This is a genomic window from Streptomyces sp. NBC_01264 (assembly GCF_026340675.1).
Classification (GTDB): domain Bacteria; phylum Actinomycetota; class Actinomycetes; order Streptomycetales; family Streptomycetaceae; genus Streptomyces.
The window spans coordinates 1,691,556-1,707,701 of sequence record NZ_JAPEOX010000002.1 but is presented as its reverse complement, the minus strand read 5'-3'; the positions used below and the strand labels follow the sequence as shown (position 1 = coordinate 1,707,701).

Sequence of the window (16,146 nt, the reverse complement as noted above, 5' to 3'; positions counted from 1 at the left end):
GGCGACGGCCATGTCCAGCGGAGCCGTCTCGCCCTTGTCGAACCGCATCACGAAGATGTCAAAGCTCATGGCTCTCCAGAGGAGGGAACTCGGTCGTGATGGACGACCCGCCCCATGCGCGCGTGTGCAGTGGGCGATTCAGGCTCCTCATCCTCCCTTGCTGATCACCGCCCACGGCGAACCCGGCCTTCTGGATGCGCCAGGAGCCGGCCCGCTGTGGGTGATGCCTCTTAGCTGGTCCTGGCGGTGCGGTAGGCGGCGATGGCCGGGGTGGTCTGGTTCAGGGCGGCGGCCGCGTCCGCCGTGTTGCGCTGGCCCAGGAGGGTGCTGCCGGCGCTGAGGCGGGGCGTGGAGTACGTGTTGGTGTACTGGCAGCTGGGGTCCGGGGTGTTGATCTGCTCGGCGTAGGGCTGGCAGGTGACCTTGTAGGCCATGGTCGTGAACCACTTGGCGTCGGGGGTGATGTAGCCCTGGCCCGCCGGGACCGGCGGCACGTTGAGGTAGCGCTTGACGTAGTCGATGGAGACGTTGTTGGCGTCCGCGATCGGCTGGAGCTGGCTGTTCATGGTGCGCTCGTCGTGCATGAGGCCGAGGTTGTGGCCGAGTTCGTGGGCGAAGCCGGGTTCGCCGTCGATGGCGGAGAACACGTCGATGCTGCTGTACGCGGCGTTGCCGGTCTGCCGGGAGGGGGCCGTGTAGCTGCCGTTCTCGTTCTGCGGGAGGTCTCCCTGTCCGGCGGTGTACTCGCCGTCGCCCTTGGAGACGTTGGTCAGCACCGAGACGAGGTCCGCGCCGGACTGGTCGCGCACCGTGCGGGCGAGCGAGCCGATGGGACCGGTGCCGGTGTCCATCTGCTTGAGGGCCTCCCCGGGGTCCTCACTGCCGTAGAAGGCGGGTACCTCGAAGATGCGCACGAGGCGGATCTCGGCGTTCACCCCACTGGTGGCGAACGCCCGGTTCATCTGTGCCACGGTGGTGCGGATCTCGGTCTCGGCCTGCCGCGGCCGCCAGTACCACGAGGGGTAACCGGAGCCCTCCCCGGTCTGGAGGCCGTTCCTGGCCGCCTGGGTGTACCCGACGGCCACGTCGATGACGGACTTGGTGGCGGCCTTGGGGGTCAGGGGGGCGGTGGCCCGTTCCGGTGTGGCCGGCAGGGTGTCCGGAAGGTTGAGGGAGTCCGGCTGCGGCGCGGGCAGGGCGTCGGGGTCGACGTCGGTCACACCGGCCAGGGTCCGGTCGTGCGCGTCCGTGCCGATGAGGTACTTGTGGCCCGGCGCGCGTACGAAGCCCTGGACCTCGCCGTCGGATGCCGAGGGGGTACAGGCGCCCTTGATGGTGAGGTAGCTGGTGGAGCCGGGCACCCCGACGACCTCTCCGGCCCAGGCGAGTGACCGGCCGGACGCGTCCTCGACGGGCGTGACCTGACCGGACACCTCGAGCGAGGCGGAGTAGGCGCGGGTCGCGCCGGACGCCTGCCTGAGGTCCATGGCCAGCGACATCTGGTGGACGCGGGTCTGGCGGGTGGCCAGTGAGCAGAACGACGCGAAGTCGGCCGCGCTCAGCTCCAGGTGTCCTTGCCCCAGTACGACGGGCCGGGCCGCGTCCGGCGAGGGTGCGGTGTCGGCGGCCGCGGCGGCGGGCAGGGCGGTCGCGGCCAGCACCGTGGCGATCGCGACGTGACGGAACAGATGGCGCACGAAAGACTCCCGTGGGGCGAGCGGGGGGGGAGGGGGACACACCAAAGATCGCCATCCGCGCGGGTGGAATCACCTTCAGCCCGTCCAGGCCACCCGGGCAGCCGCCAAGGTAGGGCCGAACGACACTCCCCGCCCGTCCGCCCGTCCCGTACGGAGATCCCGCCGGGCGGTCGCACCGGACGGCGCCGGAGCTCACCCGGCCCCCCGGACCTCCAGTGCCCCGCTCCACACCGGGTCGCCGGCCGAGCGGCCGACCAGGATCTCGTAGGTCCCGGGTTCCGTGCGCCAGGCGCCCTCGGCCGGCGACCAGTGCCGCAGTGCCCGCGCCGGTACCTCTACGACGGCGGTCGCCGACGTGCCGGGTTCCGCGTGGACCACGGCGTAGCCGGCGAACCAGCGGACGGGCCGCTCGACGGTGGAGTGCGGGCGGGCGAGGTACACCTGCACGACCTCACGGCCGGGCCGGGCGCCCGTGTTGCGTACCGGAACGCGCACCGTGAACGGGGACCCTTCCGCGACGTCGGCCGGGGCCCGCACCGTCCCGTACTCCCAGGTGGTGTAGCCCAGGCCGTGACCGAACCAGTAGGCGGGCTCCCTGCCGTCGAGCAGCCAGGCCCGGTGGCCGATGTGCAGGCCTTCGCCGTAGGTGAGACGGCCGTCGACGGGATGCGCGTGGGTGACCGGGGCGTCGTTCAGGGCGGCCGCCCAGGTGGTGGGGAGGCGGCCGCCCGGCTCGGCGTCCCCGAAGAGGAGGTCGGCGAGCCCGGTTCCGGCCTCCTGTCCCGGGAACCAGGCGAGGAGGGCGGCACCCACCTCGTCGCGCCAGGGCAGTTCGACCGGGCCACCGCTGTTGACCACGGCGATCGTGCGCCGGTTGACCGCCGCCACGGCGCGGACCAGGGCGTCCTGGTGGCCGCCCAGGGAGAGGCCGGCGCGGTCGTACCCCTCGGTCTCGGTGTGTTCGGTGGTGCCCACGACCACGATGACGGCGTCCGCGTCGCGGGCCGCCCGCACCGCTTCGGCGAGCGCGGCCGCCGCATCGGGCTCCGGCGGCGCCGCCGCGACGATCGTGGCGCGCCCGGCGCCGGGGACCAGTTCGCGCCGGGCCGTCAGGAGCACGGGCCGCGTCGTGTCCAGGGTCGCCCGCACCGTGTGCAGGGGCGGGTTGACGTGGACGATGGCCGGGTCGTCGGTGGTGCACGGGAACGTGCCGTCCAAGAGGGGCCGTTCGCCGAGGGTGAGGCTCATGCGGCCGAACCCGGCGATGCCGAAGGTCCATTCGCCCGTCGCCCCCGGCCGGATGAGCGCGCTGATCTCCACGGTCCGCGCCGCGGGACCGACGGGCGGCTCCAACTGGTTCCCGGACAACCGGTGTTCCGCGTGGAGCTCGCGGCCCGCCTCGTCCAGCAGGCGCAGCAGCACACCGGGCTCCCCCGACCGGGGGTCGCTGCACCGGTCGGCGGCGAGGGGCGCGGGGGGAACGCCCAGTCCCGGACCCGGTACGTGCACGACCTCGGCCAGGCCCTCCAGCCGGGCGCGGATCCCGTCGAGGGGGGTGACCACGCGCGAGGGGAACACCCCGGCGCTGCCTCCGCCCTGCACCCGCGGGGAGGCGGCGTGCACCCCGATGACGGCGACCTTCGCCAAGGACGCCGCATCGAGCGGGAGCACCTCGCGGTTGGTCAGCAGCACGCACCCCGCGGCCACGGTGCGGCGCAGCAGGGCCCGCGTGTCCTCGGGCCCGAACTCCGCGGCGCGCGGGCGCCGGACCGGTTCGAGCGCGCTCACGCGCCCGGCCAGTCGCAGCAGGCGCCGCACCTTCTCGTCCACGGCCTCCTCGGGGACGTGGCCGTCCCGCACGGCCCGGACGAGGGAGGCCTCCCACGGCCCCTGCGGTCCCGGCATCGCCAGGTCGAGCGCGGCAAGGGCCGGTTCCCGGGCCGAACGCAGGGCGCCCCAGTCGGAGACCACCACCCCGTCGAAGCCCCAGTCGCCCTTGAGGGGCTGCGCGAGCAGCGGACTGGCCGTCATGGTCGCGCCGTTCACGCCGTTGTAGCCGGCCATCACCAGCCATACGCCCGCCTCGACGGCGGCCTCGAACGGAGCCAGGTACACCTCGCGCAGCACCCGCTCGGAAACCCGTACGTCCACGTGCATGCGTCCGGTCTCGGAGTCGTTCGCCACGTAGTGCTTGGCCGTGGCCGCCACCCCCGCCGCCTGGATGCCCCGGATCAGCGCGGCGCCCGTACGGCCCGTCAGTACGGGATCCTCCGAGAAGCACTCGAAGTGCCGGCCGCCCAGCGGAGTGCGGTGCAGGTTGAGCGTGGGCGCCAGGACGATGTCCACGCCCTTGCGGACCGCCTCCGAGGCGAGCAGACCCCCCAGTTCCCCGGTCAGGTCCTCGTCCCACAGCGCGCCGATCGCGGACGCCGAGGGCAGCAGCGCGGAGGTCAGCCGCTCGTCCCAGGCCTCTCCCCGTACCCCGGCGGGGCCGTCGGATGTCACCATCTCGCGCAGGCCGACGGCCTGTTCGCCGGCCGTGCGCCAGGTCGTGGCCCCCGACAGCAGCCGCACCTTCTGCACCAGATCGAGCTTCTCCAGCAGTCGATCGAGCGTGTCCTCGCTCATCGCCACCCCATTCACGTCATCCGAAGGAGAAGACCCGGCTCCCCCCGTCGTGGAGACGGGGAGAGCCGGGCCCGTACGGAGGGCCGACCGGGTCAGGTCGGCCGGTGCTCCGCGTTCAGTACCGCCGGTACGGCCGGGTACCGCGCCATCAGCGGGTCAGCTGTAGACGCCGAACTCGTGCAGGGAGTAGCCCCAGCCGGTGCCGCGCGCGGTCAGGTTCAGTCGCACGTGGCGGGCGTTCGCGGACACGTTGATCGTGTCGATGTCACCGTTGCCGGTCGTCGTGGTGTGCACCGTGCGCCAGTTGGTGCCGTCGTCGGAGAGCTGCACCTCGTAGGACTTGGCGTAGGCGGGGTCCCACACCAGCTGCAGGGTGCGGATCGCCTTGGAGGCTCCGAGGTCGACGCTGATCCACTGTGGGTCGCTCCAGTCGCTGGCCCAGCGGGTGGCGGTGTTGCCGTCCGTGGCGTTGCCGGCGGGGCAGGGGCAGTCGCCGTAGGAGGCTTGCGCGGAGGAGGCGGTGGTCGGCTTGTTCAGCGCCACGTTGGTGCCGCTCACCGGCGGGGCGACGACCTTCACCGACTTGGTCTCGATGCCCGCGTTGCCGCGGCCGTCCTCGGCCTGGATGTACACCTTCCAGACCCCGAGCTTCTCGGGAGCGGTGACCGCGAAGGTCCCGTTCCCCGTCGCACGCCACTGCGCCTCGACCAGGCGCTTGTCACCGTTCGCGTAGTTGCCGCTGAGGAAGACCTTGTACGTCAGGGGGTCGTTCTGCGGGTCACTGATGTTGGCGCGGACGGTGAACTCCCGGCCGGCCGGTGCCTGCGAGGCCTTGTCGACGACCATGTTGCCGATGACCGGAGGGGTGTTGTCGCCCGCGGTCGACCCGGTGTACGCCTTCTTCACCGCGTAGTAAGAGAGCCTCTTGAGCCCGTCGGGCAGCAGGTTGAACCAGATGCCGCCGAAGTCGTGCTCGATGCCGTAGTGGAACATCGTGGCGCCCAGGGCCACGCCCTGGTGACCCGTGACGCAGTTCCAGGCGGTGGTGTATCCCTCGGCGGTCTGGACGTCGGTCTTCTGCTCGGGGATGCCGTTGGCGTCGTTGGCCACCTCCCACTCACCGGCCGGGCCCGTCTCGGTGATGATGTAGGGCTTGTTGTAGCCGCCGTCCACCCAGTCCTGCTTCACCCCGCAGATGTCGCCGTAGGAGTTCATCGAGTACAGGTCGAGGTCCGGGGAGTTGCGCTTGTAGTACGGCCACGCGCCCGTCCAGGCGTCGGTCGAGGTGACCGGGTGGTCCGGGTCGATGGTGTGGATCTTCTTGGCGACGTCGTTCACGAACGTGGTGTAGGCGTTGCGCTGCGCCTCCAGTTCGGTGCCGCCGTAGCAGTTCTGCAGGCCGAGGACGGACTCGTTGCCGACGTTCCACATCAGCGTGGCCGGGTGCGACTTGTAGGTGTCCACCCACTTCGCGAACTCGGTCAGCATGTTGCTCTTGTACGCGGCGTCGGTGACGTAGTTGACGCAGCCTCCCGAGCCGGGGCCGCCGCCGGGCTGCAGCCAGAACCCGTTGATGACCCGGACCCCGTTCGCCGCGGCCGTGTCGAGCAGCGGCTTGCTCGACGCGTCCGTGCCCCAGGTGCGGATGGTGTTGACGCCCATGGACTTCACGTCCGGCATGTACTTCGGGGCGTCGGCGAAGGACGGGCCCCAGGTGAGGCCCTTGACCGTGTACGGCTGCCCGCCGACGGTCAGTTGCCAGTTGCCCTGGGAGCCGGCCACGCGGACCGCGCCCTGGGCCGGGGGTTCCGTCGAGGTGGCGCCGTAGACCTGGAACTCCCAGAGCGAGTAGCCGTAACCGCCGGAGCGGACCAGGCCGTTCATCCGCACGTAGCGGCCGCTGCCGGAGATGGCGATCTCGTCGGTGCCGCCGTCGCCGCCGGTGACGGATTTGGCCGTGCGCCAGTTCGTTCCGTCGTCCGAGACCTGGATCTCGTAGTTCTTGCCGAACGCGCCCTCCCAGGTGAGGACGACCCGGCTGAGGCTGCGGCTGGCCCCGAGGTCGACCTGGATCCATTCGGCGTCGCGCCACTGGCTGGCCCAGCGGGTGCCGGTGAGGTTCCCGTCGAACGCGGCGGCGGCGGAATAGCCTTCGCCCTCCTGGGAGGAGGCGGTGGCCGGCTTGCCCTGGGAGAGCAGGGTTTCGGCGGCGACCGCGGTGGGGGCGCCGGCCAGGGTGAGCGAGGACGCGAAGAGTGCGCCCAGGGTGACGAGGGCGGCAGCGCCGCGCGTGCGACGGGGACCCGTTCTGGTGCTGGGAGGGGGGAACATTGCGGCTCCTGAGGTCAGTTGCGGGGGAGTGCCCCTGGGCTGGGCCCGGGGTGTCGTGGGCGGCCCCGCCGGGTGGGCGGAACCGGTGGGGGAGGCCGGGCGGCTCAGGGGAAGGAGACCACCGTGGAGGGAACCGTCGAGGTGCCCGCGGGGACCGTGGACGCGCCGGTGTCGTTGATGACGTGCTCGTAGTGGCCGTTGCCGCCGAGCGACACCGTCAGGAGGCTGTGGAACTTGATCCCCGGCTTGACGGGGGCCTTGAAGCCGTGGTCCTGGCGGATGTTCGGGTCCACGTTGTAGTTGCAGTAGCTGCCCAGGCCCCACGCCTCGTGGGTGGTCACCGAGTCGTCCACCCGGTAGGCGGCGTAGCCCTTGGTGGCGCCGTTCTGGATGGCGGCCTGGTTCGGGGCGTCGTACGCCTTCTCGTTCTGGTAGAAGACCGTCTTGCCGCGCTCTCCGAACCACTCCACGTCGTACTTGTTGAAGTGCTCGACGAACAGGCCCGTGGCCAGGACGTCGTCACCGTTCACCCGCACCCCGTAGTCGGCGCGGTTGGTCTCCCAGCCCACGCCCTCGCCGTGGTCGGCGCGCCACACCCAGGTGTGGTCGACGATGGTGTCGTCGCTGTTGACGACGACGCTGGTGGTGGCCTTGCCGGCGCCCGCCCCGCCCACGCGGACGTACACGTCCTGCACGGTGGTGGGGTTGGCGGCGTGGTCGGCGGAGGAGTTCTGCGGTCCGAGCTCCAGCAGGGTCGGCGAGTTGACCGGTCCGGCATCGATCAGGAAACCGGCGAGACGGACGCCGTCCACGTCGACGACCTTCATCGCGGTCACCCCGTTGTCCGGGATGATCGTGGCGAGGCCGAGGCCGAGCACGATGGTGTTCGCGCGGTTCACGTTGACGGTCTGGTCGACGTGGTAGACGCCGGGCGTGAACAGCAGGTTCAGGCCCTGGGCCAGCGCCCGGTTGATCGTGGCGGCGGTGGCGCCGGGCTTGACCACGTAGAACTGGCTGAGCGGGACGGACTCGCCCTGCGGGGTGCCGTTGGCCCAGGTGGTGCCACGGGCGTTGGTGCGCTTGGCCGGCGCGAACACCTTGTACTCGCTGCCGTCGAGGTAGAGGTAGGGCTTCTCGCGGGAGACGGGCGTGGTGTCGAGCGTGGTGTAGCGGGGCTCCGGGAATCCGGTGGCCGGAGCGCCCTCGACGCCGGAGAAGGTCTGGTTCCACACGCTGTTGGACCAGCCGCCGATGGTGCTGTCGCGGGTGTACCACTGCTGCTGCGAGTAGTTGCCGACCTGGCCGTCGACCTTGGAGTCGCCGATGTAGCCACCGCTGGCCCAGCCGTAGCCGTTCGGCGCCAGGTTGAGCGCGCCCTTGACGTGCATGCGGCGGAAGGAGGACGCCTGCGAGACCGCCCACCGGTTGGTGCCGCTGACCGGGTTGACGGTCAGGCCCTCCGCACCGCGCCAGAAGTTCTGGGTCGCGTTGCCGTTGAACCAGCCCGCGTCGACCGTCACGTCACCGTTGATGGTGGTGTCGCCCGGGCGCAGGCCGAGGCCGGCGATCTGGGTGTAGAAGCCGATCTGGGCGTTGATGTTGTCGTACGTGCCCGGCTTGAGGAGGAAGGCGTGCCGGCCGCTGCCGAACTGCGCCGACTCCTGCTCCTGGAAGACCTGGTCCAGCTTGGCCTGGATACCGGGCGTGGAGGGATCGACGATGTGGACGTTCGGGCCCAGGTCGCCGCCGCCCGGAAGGGTCGGACCGCCGCCGTCGCCCCCGGTGGCGGCGAACACCTTGAACTCCCAGAGTGAGTAGCCGTATCCGGTGGCCCTGGTGACGCCCTGCATGCGGACGTAGCGGGCACTCCCGGTGATGTTCACGGTTTCGGTGCCGCCGGCGCCGGTGGTCGTGGAGTGGGCGGTGGACCAGTCGGTGCCGTTGGTGGACAGTTCGATCCGGTAGGCCTTGGCGTAGGCGGCCTCCCACTGCAGGACGACCTTGCTCAGCTCGGTCGTGGCCCCGAGGTCCACCTGCAGCCACTGGGAGTCGGAGGCGGCGCTGGACCAGCGCGAGCCGTTGTCGCCGTCGACGGCGCCGGTCGCGGGGGTGCCGTAGTGCTCCTGGCTGGAGGCCGTGACCGCCTTGCCCTGGGACACCGGGGCCGGCTCGGCCGAGGCGGCGGGGGACGAGGGTGCCAGCGCGAGCAGGCTGCCGAAGAGGGCGGTGGTGATCGCCCCGGCGATTCCCCTCCGGGGGGAGACGGGGCGTCGGCCGCGTGGCGACGCGTCGACAGGTATGCCGGTAGCAGGCATCGGTGCTCCTTTAACGAACCTGAAACGGGAGAGCGCTCTCCAGACCTTGCCCGTAACGCGATCGACGGGTCAAGGAGCTTGACGCCTTTTCTTTCGTCTTTCATTAAGTTCCGAGGGGTGGGGGTCGGCGGCCCGCTCGGGGTGCTGGACCGGCCGGGCCCGCGCACGCTGGACGCATGGCCGATCAGACGCAGGTCACCGTCCATCCCGTCGCCGCCGCCGGTGGCCGGCGGGTGACGGCGCACGTCCACGGCACCGATTCGGTGCTCGGCGTGGCCCACGGCATGTCCGACGTGGCCGAGTTCCTGCGGAGGGCCGGCTGGCTCGACGAGGAGGACTGGCCGCCGGTCGTGTGGCGCGGCGGCGGGCCGGCGGTCTGGGGAGGCGGGCCGGACGGGGAGGGGTGACGCGGGGCCGCGCCGGGGCGCGGCGGGGGCGGGGAGTTGCGCCCGCCATGACGCCGGGCCCGTTCGCCGTGGCCGGGCACGCACACGGGGGCGGGCGGGGCCGGGCCCGCACGCGGACGCACGGCAGCCCTCCCGTGGGGAGCCGGGAGGGCGCTGGGCCCGGGATGGTCCGGAGCCACACCATAGGCACCGGAACGGGCGGGCCGGTAGGCATATGACAGGGGGCGTTCCGGATATTTCGCCGCGGCGCAGGGGCGCCCGAGGCGCCTGGGGGAGGTGGGCCTCCCGCTGGGCGCAGTGCCGGAAGCCGGCCGTCGGCGGAACTCCCCCTCGTGCGCGCCGCGGGAAGTGATCGCCGGGAGCGGGGTGGAGGGGCGTACGTCCGGGACGCCCGGACGCCCGGCCGGGCGTGCCGGCCGGGCGTTCTGCGTGGGTGGGGACGGCCTGCGAGCCCTGCGGGCGTACGGGCCTGCGAGCCCTACGGGCGTACGGGCGTGCGGGCCTGCGACCCGTGCGGGCCTGCGAGGCGTACGGGCCTGCGGGTAAGGGAATGCGGCGGGGGCGGGCAGGCCGTTCGGTTATGCGCCGAGGCGGCCGTGGTCGCGGACGATGTCCGCGTAGCGGTGGCCGCTGGTCTTCACCGTGCGCCGCTGGGTCGCGTAGTCGACGTGGACGAGGCCGAAGCGCTTGTCGTAGCCGTAGGCCCACTCGAAGTTGTCCACCAGGGACCAGGCGTAGTAGCCGGCCAGCGGGGCGCCCTGGCGGGCGGCGCGGGCGCAGGCCGCCAGGTGCTGTTCGAGGTAGGCGGTGCGCTCGGGGTCGTCGACCGCGCCGTCGGGGCCGACGGTGTCGGGGAACGCGGAGCCGTTCTCGGTGACGTAGAGCTTCCGCACGCCGTAGTCGTTGGTCAGGCGCAGGAGGAGGGATTCGATGCCGTTGGCGTCGATCTGCCAGTCCAGGCCGGTGCGCGGCACGTCCGGGAGGCGGACCTCGCGGGCGAAGGGGACCGGGCCGTCGGCGTCGTGGGTGACGGTGGCGGGGAAGTAGTAGTTGAGGCCGTGCCAGTCGAGGGGCGCGGCGATGGTCTCCAGGTCGCCGGGACGCTCGGGCAGCTCGACGCCGTACAGCTCCCGCATGTCGGCGGGGAAACCGCGGCCGTATACGGGGTCGAGCCACCAGCGGTTGGTGTGTCCGTCCATGCGGACGGCGGCGGCGAGGTCCTCGGGGGAGTCCGAGGCGGGTACCACCGTGGAGTGGTTGGTGACGAGGCCGATCTGCGCGCCGGGTGCTGCGGCACGGATGGCTTCGGTGGCGAGGCCGTGGCCCAGCAGGAGGTGGTAGGAGGCGCGGACGGCGGCGGTCAGATCGGTCAGGCCGGGGGCCATGCGGCCTTCCAGGTGGCCGATCCAGCCCGAGCAGAGCGGTTCGTTGAGGGTGGCCCACTGGGTGACGCGGTCGCCGAGGCGCTCCGCGACGACGGAGGTGTAGGAGGCCAGGTGTTCTGCGGTCTCGCGGACGGTCCAGCCGCCGCGGTCCTGCAGGGCCTGGGGGAGGTCCCAGTGGTAGAGGGTCACCGAGGGGGTGATGCCCGCTTCCAGGAGCCCGTCGATCACCTTGTCGTAGAAGTCGAGGCCCCGGGCGTTGACCGGTCCGGAGCCGTCGGGGACGATGCGCGGCCAGGCGATCGACATGCGGTAGGCGTTGGTGCCGAGCCGCTTCATCAGGGCGATGTCCTCGGGCCACCGGTGGTAGTGGTCGCAGGCCTCGTCACCGGTGTCGCCGTTGTCGATCTTGCCCGGGGTGTGGGAGAACGTGTCCCAGATGGACGGCCCCCGGCCGTCCTCCTTGACGGCTCCCTCTATCTGGTACGCGGAAGTGGCCGTGCCCCAGGCGAAGTCCTGGGGGAAGGCGCCGAGGTCAATGGAATCCGACACAGCAAGCCTTTCGAAGAGCATGGGGAGGAGGGCTGCCGGCTACTTGACGGCGCCGGCGGTCAGGCCGGTGACGAGGTAGCGCTGGAGGAGGAGGAAGCCGCCGACGACGGGCAGGCTCACGACGAGCGACGCGGCCATGACCTGGTTCCAGTACACGTCGTTCTGGGTCGAGTAGCCCTGCAGGCCCACCGCGAGGGTGCGGGTCGCGTCGTTGGTCATCACCGAGGCGAACAGGACCTCGCCCCAGGCCGTCATGAAGGCGTAGACGGCGACGGCGACGATGCCGGGGATCGCGGCGGGCACGATGACGCGGAAGAGCGCGCCGAGCGGACCGCAGCCGTCGACCTTGGCGGCCTCGTCGAGGTCCCGGGGGACCGAGTCGAAGTATCCGATCAGCATCCAGATCGAGAACGGCAGCGAGAACGTCAGGTAGGTGAGGATCAGCCCGGCGCGCGAGCCGAACAGTGCGATCCCGGTGGCGTTGCCGATGTTGACGTAGATGAGGAACAGCGGCAGCAGGAAGAGGATGCCGGGGAACATCTGCGTCGAGAGCACCGTGACGGTGAAGACCCGCTTGCCGCGGAAGGAGTAGCGGCTGACGGCGTAGGCCGCGAAGATCGCGATGACCACGGAGAACACGGTCGCCGAACCGGCCACGATCAGCGAGTTCATGAAGTAGTCGCCGAGGGGGACGGTCTTCCAGATGTCGAAGTACGGCTGGACCGTGAGGCCCGAGGGGATCCACTGGAACTTCCCCGACACGTCCTGCAGCGGCTTGAGCGAGCTGGAGATCATGACGTACACGGGCAGCAGGACGAACCCGGTGAGGAGCGTCAGGAAGACCAGCCGGCTCACGAGGAACGACTTGGGGGGCGCCATCGGCGACCGGGAGGACCGGGACTGAACCGCCTGAGTGTGCCTAGGCATCGGTGGCGCTCCTTCCTCGGGAGGTGAACAGGAGGTAGAGGCCGGTCACCACGAGCAGGAACAGCAGCAGCAGGACGGACATCGCGGATCCGGTGCCGAAGTTCCAGGTCTGGAACGAGGACTGGTAGATGTGGATGGAGATGAGGTCGGCGGACGCCGGCGCCGATTTGCCGAACAGGACGAACGGCGTGTTGAAGTCGTTGAACGTCCACAGGAACAGCACCAGGATCAGAACCTGGTTGACCGGGCGCAGCGAGGGGAGCGTGATGCGGCGGATCTGCTGCCAGACGCCGGCCCCGTCCAGTGCCGCGGCCTCGTAGATCTCGCGGGGAATGTTCTGCAGGCCGGCCATCATGACGAGGAAGGCGAAGGGCCACCCCTTCCAGACCGAGACGACCAGCAGGGTGACGAAGGCGTTGTCGCCGATGAGCCAGAACGGCGGGCTGTCGGTGAGCCCGAGCTGGTCGTGGATGACGTGGTTCACCAGGCCGTTGTCGCGCTGGAACATGAACGCCCAGGTGATGACGGCCGCGTAGACGGGCAGCGCGTACGGCACCAGGAAGATGGTGCGCAGGATGCCGCGGCCCCTGAACGTCTCCTGCATGAAGATCGCGGCCGCCGTGCCGATCAGCCAGCACAGGCCCACGGAGAAGAAGGTGAACAGGCACGTGGTGAGGAAGGAGCTCAGCAGTGCCTCGCCGACCGGTGCGTCGAAGTCGACGGTCAGGGAGTAGTTGTCCAGGCCGGACCAGGGCGCGTTGCCCCAGTCGCGGAGGTGGAACTGGGTGAGCTCCTTGAAGCTGACGACGATGCCGATGACCATCGGGATCAGGTGGACCAGGAGTTCGAGGACGAGTGCGGGGAGCAGGAGCAGGTACGGCAGGGAGATGCGGCGGAGCCGCCCGGGGCGGCGCGTGCGGGGCGCCGCTCCGGGGTGGTTCTTCCGTACCGTCCGCTTGCCCGTGGGAGGGGGTGCGGTGGTGGTCATGAGGTGTCCGTGCCTACTTCTTGGGCATCTGCTGCTGGGCCTTCTCGAGCTTGGCCTTGACCGACTCCAGCGTCACCGGGCGGCCGGCCGCGGCGTCGGCGAAGAGCTCCTTGACCGCGGTGCCCACCACCGTCTCGAACTGCGACTCCTCGGGGACCTGCGGGAGGGCGGAGGCGCTCTTGGCGAGCGTGTCGCGCAGGACGGCCAGGCCGGGGGTGTTGAACGCGGGGTCCGTCTGCGCGGACTTGACCGGCGGGATGGAGCCGTAGGCCTTGTTGAGGACCTTCTGCTCCTCGTCACCGGTCATGAAGTTCACGAACTTCGTGGCGCCGTCGATGTTCTTGGTGTTCTTGAAGACGGCCATGTTGATGCCGGCCACCATGGAGTTGGTGGACGTGCCCGTGCCCGGTGCGCCGGACTGCACGGGGGCGGGGACCACGCCCCACTCGTCCTCCTTCATGCCCTGCGCGGCGAAGGTGGCCGACGCGGTCTGCCACAGCACCATGGCGGTCTTGCCCTTGGCGAAGTCGCTCAGTGACTGGTTCTGGGAGTACTCGGCGTTGCCCTTGGCGACGATCTGCGCGTCGGCCATCAGGTCCACGTACTGCTTCACGGCCTTGACCGCGCCGTCGGAGGTGAAGTCGGCCTTGCCATCGGCGGTGAAGAAGTCCGCGCCGTGCTGCTTGCCCAGGACGAAGACCTGGTGGATGTTGTTCGACAGGTTGGAGCCCTCGACACCGAGCCCGGCCTTGCCGTCCTTGGTCAGCTGCTTGCCGGTGGCGATCACCTCGTCCCAGGTGGTCGGCGGCTTGGTGACGCCGGCGTCGGCGAACGCCTTCTTGTTGTAGTAGAGCGCGTAGGCCATGGAGTACAGCGGCACGGCCGCCGGGTCCTGGCCCTGGACGCCGGTGGACCCGAGCGCCGAGTCCACGAAGCGGTCCTTGCCGCCGATCTTCTCGAAGTTCTTGGCGTCCCACGGGAGCAGTGCGCCGCTGGCCTGCAGCGAGGCGCTCCAGGTGTTGCCGATGTTCAGTACGTCGGGGCCCTGGCCGGAGGTGGTCGCGGTCAGGATGCGGTTGAGCAGGTCGCCCCACGGCACGACCTCGAGCTTGACCTTGATGCCCGTCTGCTTCTCGAACTTGTCGAGCTCCGGCTGGAGGACCTGCTTGTCGACCTCCAGGCTCGCTCCCTGGTTGGAGGCCCAGTAGGTCAGCGTCTTCGGCTGCTCGTTGGACCCGCTCCCGTTGGTGGAGCCACCGCCACAGGCGGCCGCCCCGAGGACGAGGGAGAGGGTGACGGCGCCTACCGCTGCGACTCTGATTCTGCGCATGGCTCCATGGGCCTTTCAGGAAGGAACGGGATGCCGACTGCGGGGTGGGGGGCGGACGTTCCGCGGTGCGCCCCCAAAACCACATGGCTTAATTTAGGATGTGAGTTAAACCTCAAGCGAAGCACTCGTCAAGAGCGTTCACGCAGGTATCTTGCAGGTACGGGCATCGATGACAGGGGACAGAGTGCGAGTACGCAGCGGCCGGACAGTGCGTGACCTGCGGCGGGAGAACCGGACCGCCGTATTGCAACGGTTGTATTTCGACGGTCCCCTGAGCCGCTTCTCCCTGGGCCCCGCCACGGGCCTGAGCTCCGGTTCGATCAGCAACGTGGTCGCGGAGCTGGTCAGTGACGGGCTGGTGGAGGAAGCCGGGAGCGTCGAGTCGGCCGGCGGGCGCCCCCGGACCCTGCTCCGCGTCAGCCCGGACAGCGGCTACATGATCGGCGTGGACGTGGGCGAGACCCGCATCCGCATCGAGCTCTTCGACCTGACCCTGACCGAGCTCGCCCGCGTGGAGCGGCCCCTGGAGGTGGCTGGACCCCGCCGCACCGACCGCTACGACGTCGCCGTCGTCGTACGCCACCTGCGCGAGGGCATCGCCGAGGTGCTGCAATCGGCCGGCATCGCACCCGAGCGGCTGCTCGGCGTCGGCATCGGTGTCCCCGGCATCGTCGCCAGGACCGCCGACGGCGCCGTCGTCCACGGCCAGACCATCGGCTGGGACGCGGTCCCCCTGGAGCGGATGCTGCGCGACTCCCACCTGCTGCCCGAGAGCGTCCCGTACTACATCGACAACGGGGCCAAGACCCTCGGCCAGGCCGAAATGTGGTTCGGCGCCGGACGCGGGGCGCACAACGCCGTCGTCGTGCTCTTCGGCTCCGGCGTCGGCGCCTGCGTGGTCAGCGACGACACCCGCACCGGCCGCGCCATCGAGTGGGGACACCTGACCGTGCGGGTTCGCGGGCGCCGCTGCCGCTGCGGCGCGCAGGGCTGCCTGGAGGCGTACGCGGGCGCCGAAGCGCTCCTGGAACGCTGGGCCGAGGCGGGCGGGCGCCCGCCGGCCGACGCCGACGAGGAGACCGCCCTGACCGCGATGCTCGCCGCGGCCTACCCCTCGCCGGGCGCCGACGGCGCCACCCCAAGGGCCGACGCGACGGCCCTGGCCGTCCTGGAGGAGACCGCCGAGTACCTCGGTGCCGGATTCTCCGACCTGATCAACCTCTTCCAGCCCGAACGCATCCTCGTCGGCGGCTGGGCCGGCCTGCAGCTCGGCACCCGCTTCCTGGACTCCGTACGGTCTTACGCCACCTCCTACGCCCTGTCGTACCCGGCGGCCAACGTCCGCGTCGACCTGGGCACCTTCGGCCCCGACGCCGTCACCGTCGGCGCGGGCATCCTGCCGCTCGCCGACTTCTTCGCCCGTGGCGGCCACCACGTCGAACCCGAACGCGAGGAGCCCCTGCCCGCCTGGCGCACCACCCTCCAGGAGCGGGCCGCGCACTGAAGCTCCGGCCCACCCCGCGGCCCGCGCGGTGAGCCGGGTGGCGGGCCGGATGGCGGGTCGGGTGATGGATCCGATGGTGGGCCGG

Annotated in this window: 10 protein-coding genes; 2 read left to right on the top strand and 8 right to left on the bottom strand. The window is 70.9% G+C overall.

Translation table 11 applies throughout. The features are described from left to right. Nucleotides 1-230: 230 nt before the first annotated feature. From OG435_RS40720 to OG435_RS40705, 4 genes are all read right to left on the bottom strand, one after another. Entirely contained in the window at nt 231-1,697 is a 1,467-nt protein-coding gene (locus tag OG435_RS40720) for a zinc-dependent metalloprotease family protein (RefSeq protein WP_266885119.1), read from the bottom strand. A gap of 192 nt (nt 1,698-1,889) precedes the next feature. Beyond that, nucleotides 1,890-4,325, bottom strand: coding sequence for a glycoside hydrolase family 3 C-terminal domain-containing protein (locus OG435_RS40715; protein ID WP_266885117.1), 2,436 nt, complete (start codon nt 4,323-4,325; stop codon nt 1,890-1,892). A gap of 156 nt (nt 4,326-4,481) precedes the next feature. Further along, nucleotides 4,482-6,656 (bottom strand): discoidin domain-containing protein, encoded by a 2,175-nt coding sequence (locus tag OG435_RS40710; protein ID WP_266885115.1) that lies wholly within the window; start codon nt 6,654-6,656, stop codon nt 4,482-4,484. Between the two features lie 104 nt (nt 6,657-6,760). Next, nucleotides 6,761-8,971 (bottom strand): discoidin domain-containing protein, encoded by a 2,211-nt coding sequence (locus tag OG435_RS40705; protein ID WP_266885113.1) that lies wholly within the window; start codon nt 8,969-8,971, stop codon nt 6,761-6,763. 176 nt (nt 8,972-9,147) lie between these two features. Between OG435_RS40705 and OG435_RS40700 the strand changes: the two genes are divergently transcribed. Further along, entirely contained in the window at nt 9,148-9,378 is a 231-nt protein-coding gene (locus OG435_RS40700) for a hypothetical protein (protein WP_266885111.1), read from the top strand. Nucleotides 9,379-9,956: 578 nt separating this feature from the next. Here the strand turns inward: OG435_RS40700 and OG435_RS40695 are convergent. From OG435_RS40695 to OG435_RS40680, 4 genes are read right to left on the bottom strand one after another with little or no spacing between them, the layout of a single operon-like run. Further along, nucleotides 9,957-11,333 (bottom strand): GH1 family beta-glucosidase, encoded by a 1,377-nt coding sequence (locus OG435_RS40695; RefSeq protein WP_430625825.1) that lies wholly within the window; start codon nt 11,331-11,333, stop codon nt 9,957-9,959. An 18-nt stretch (nt 11,334-11,351) separates the two neighbouring features. Next, the gene (locus OG435_RS40690) at nt 11,352-12,191 is read right to left on the bottom strand and encodes a carbohydrate ABC transporter permease (protein WP_250740628.1); all 840 of its coding nucleotides are present in this window, start codon (nt 12,189-12,191) and stop codon (nt 11,352-11,354) included. A 40-nt stretch (nt 12,192-12,231) separates the two neighbouring features. After that, entirely contained in the window at nt 12,232-13,227 is a 996-nt protein-coding gene (locus OG435_RS40685; RefSeq protein WP_266885107.1) for a carbohydrate ABC transporter permease, read from the bottom strand. A 13-nt stretch (nt 13,228-13,240) separates the two neighbouring features. Continuing rightward, nucleotides 13,241-14,557 carry an ABC transporter substrate-binding protein gene (locus OG435_RS40680; protein WP_266885105.1) on the bottom strand — a complete coding sequence of 439 codons (1,317 nt, stop codon included), beginning with the start codon at nt 14,555-14,557 and terminating at the stop codon, nt 13,241-13,243. 184 nt (nt 14,558-14,741) lie between these two features. On the opposite strand from OG435_RS40680, the gene OG435_RS40675 reads away from it, so the two are divergent. Continuing rightward, nucleotides 14,742-16,061, top strand: a complete 1,320-nt coding sequence (locus tag OG435_RS40675) for an ROK family protein (RefSeq protein ID WP_266885103.1) — start codon at nt 14,742-14,744, stop codon at nt 16,059-16,061. The last annotated feature ends 85 nt before the right edge of the window (nt 16,062-16,146 follow it).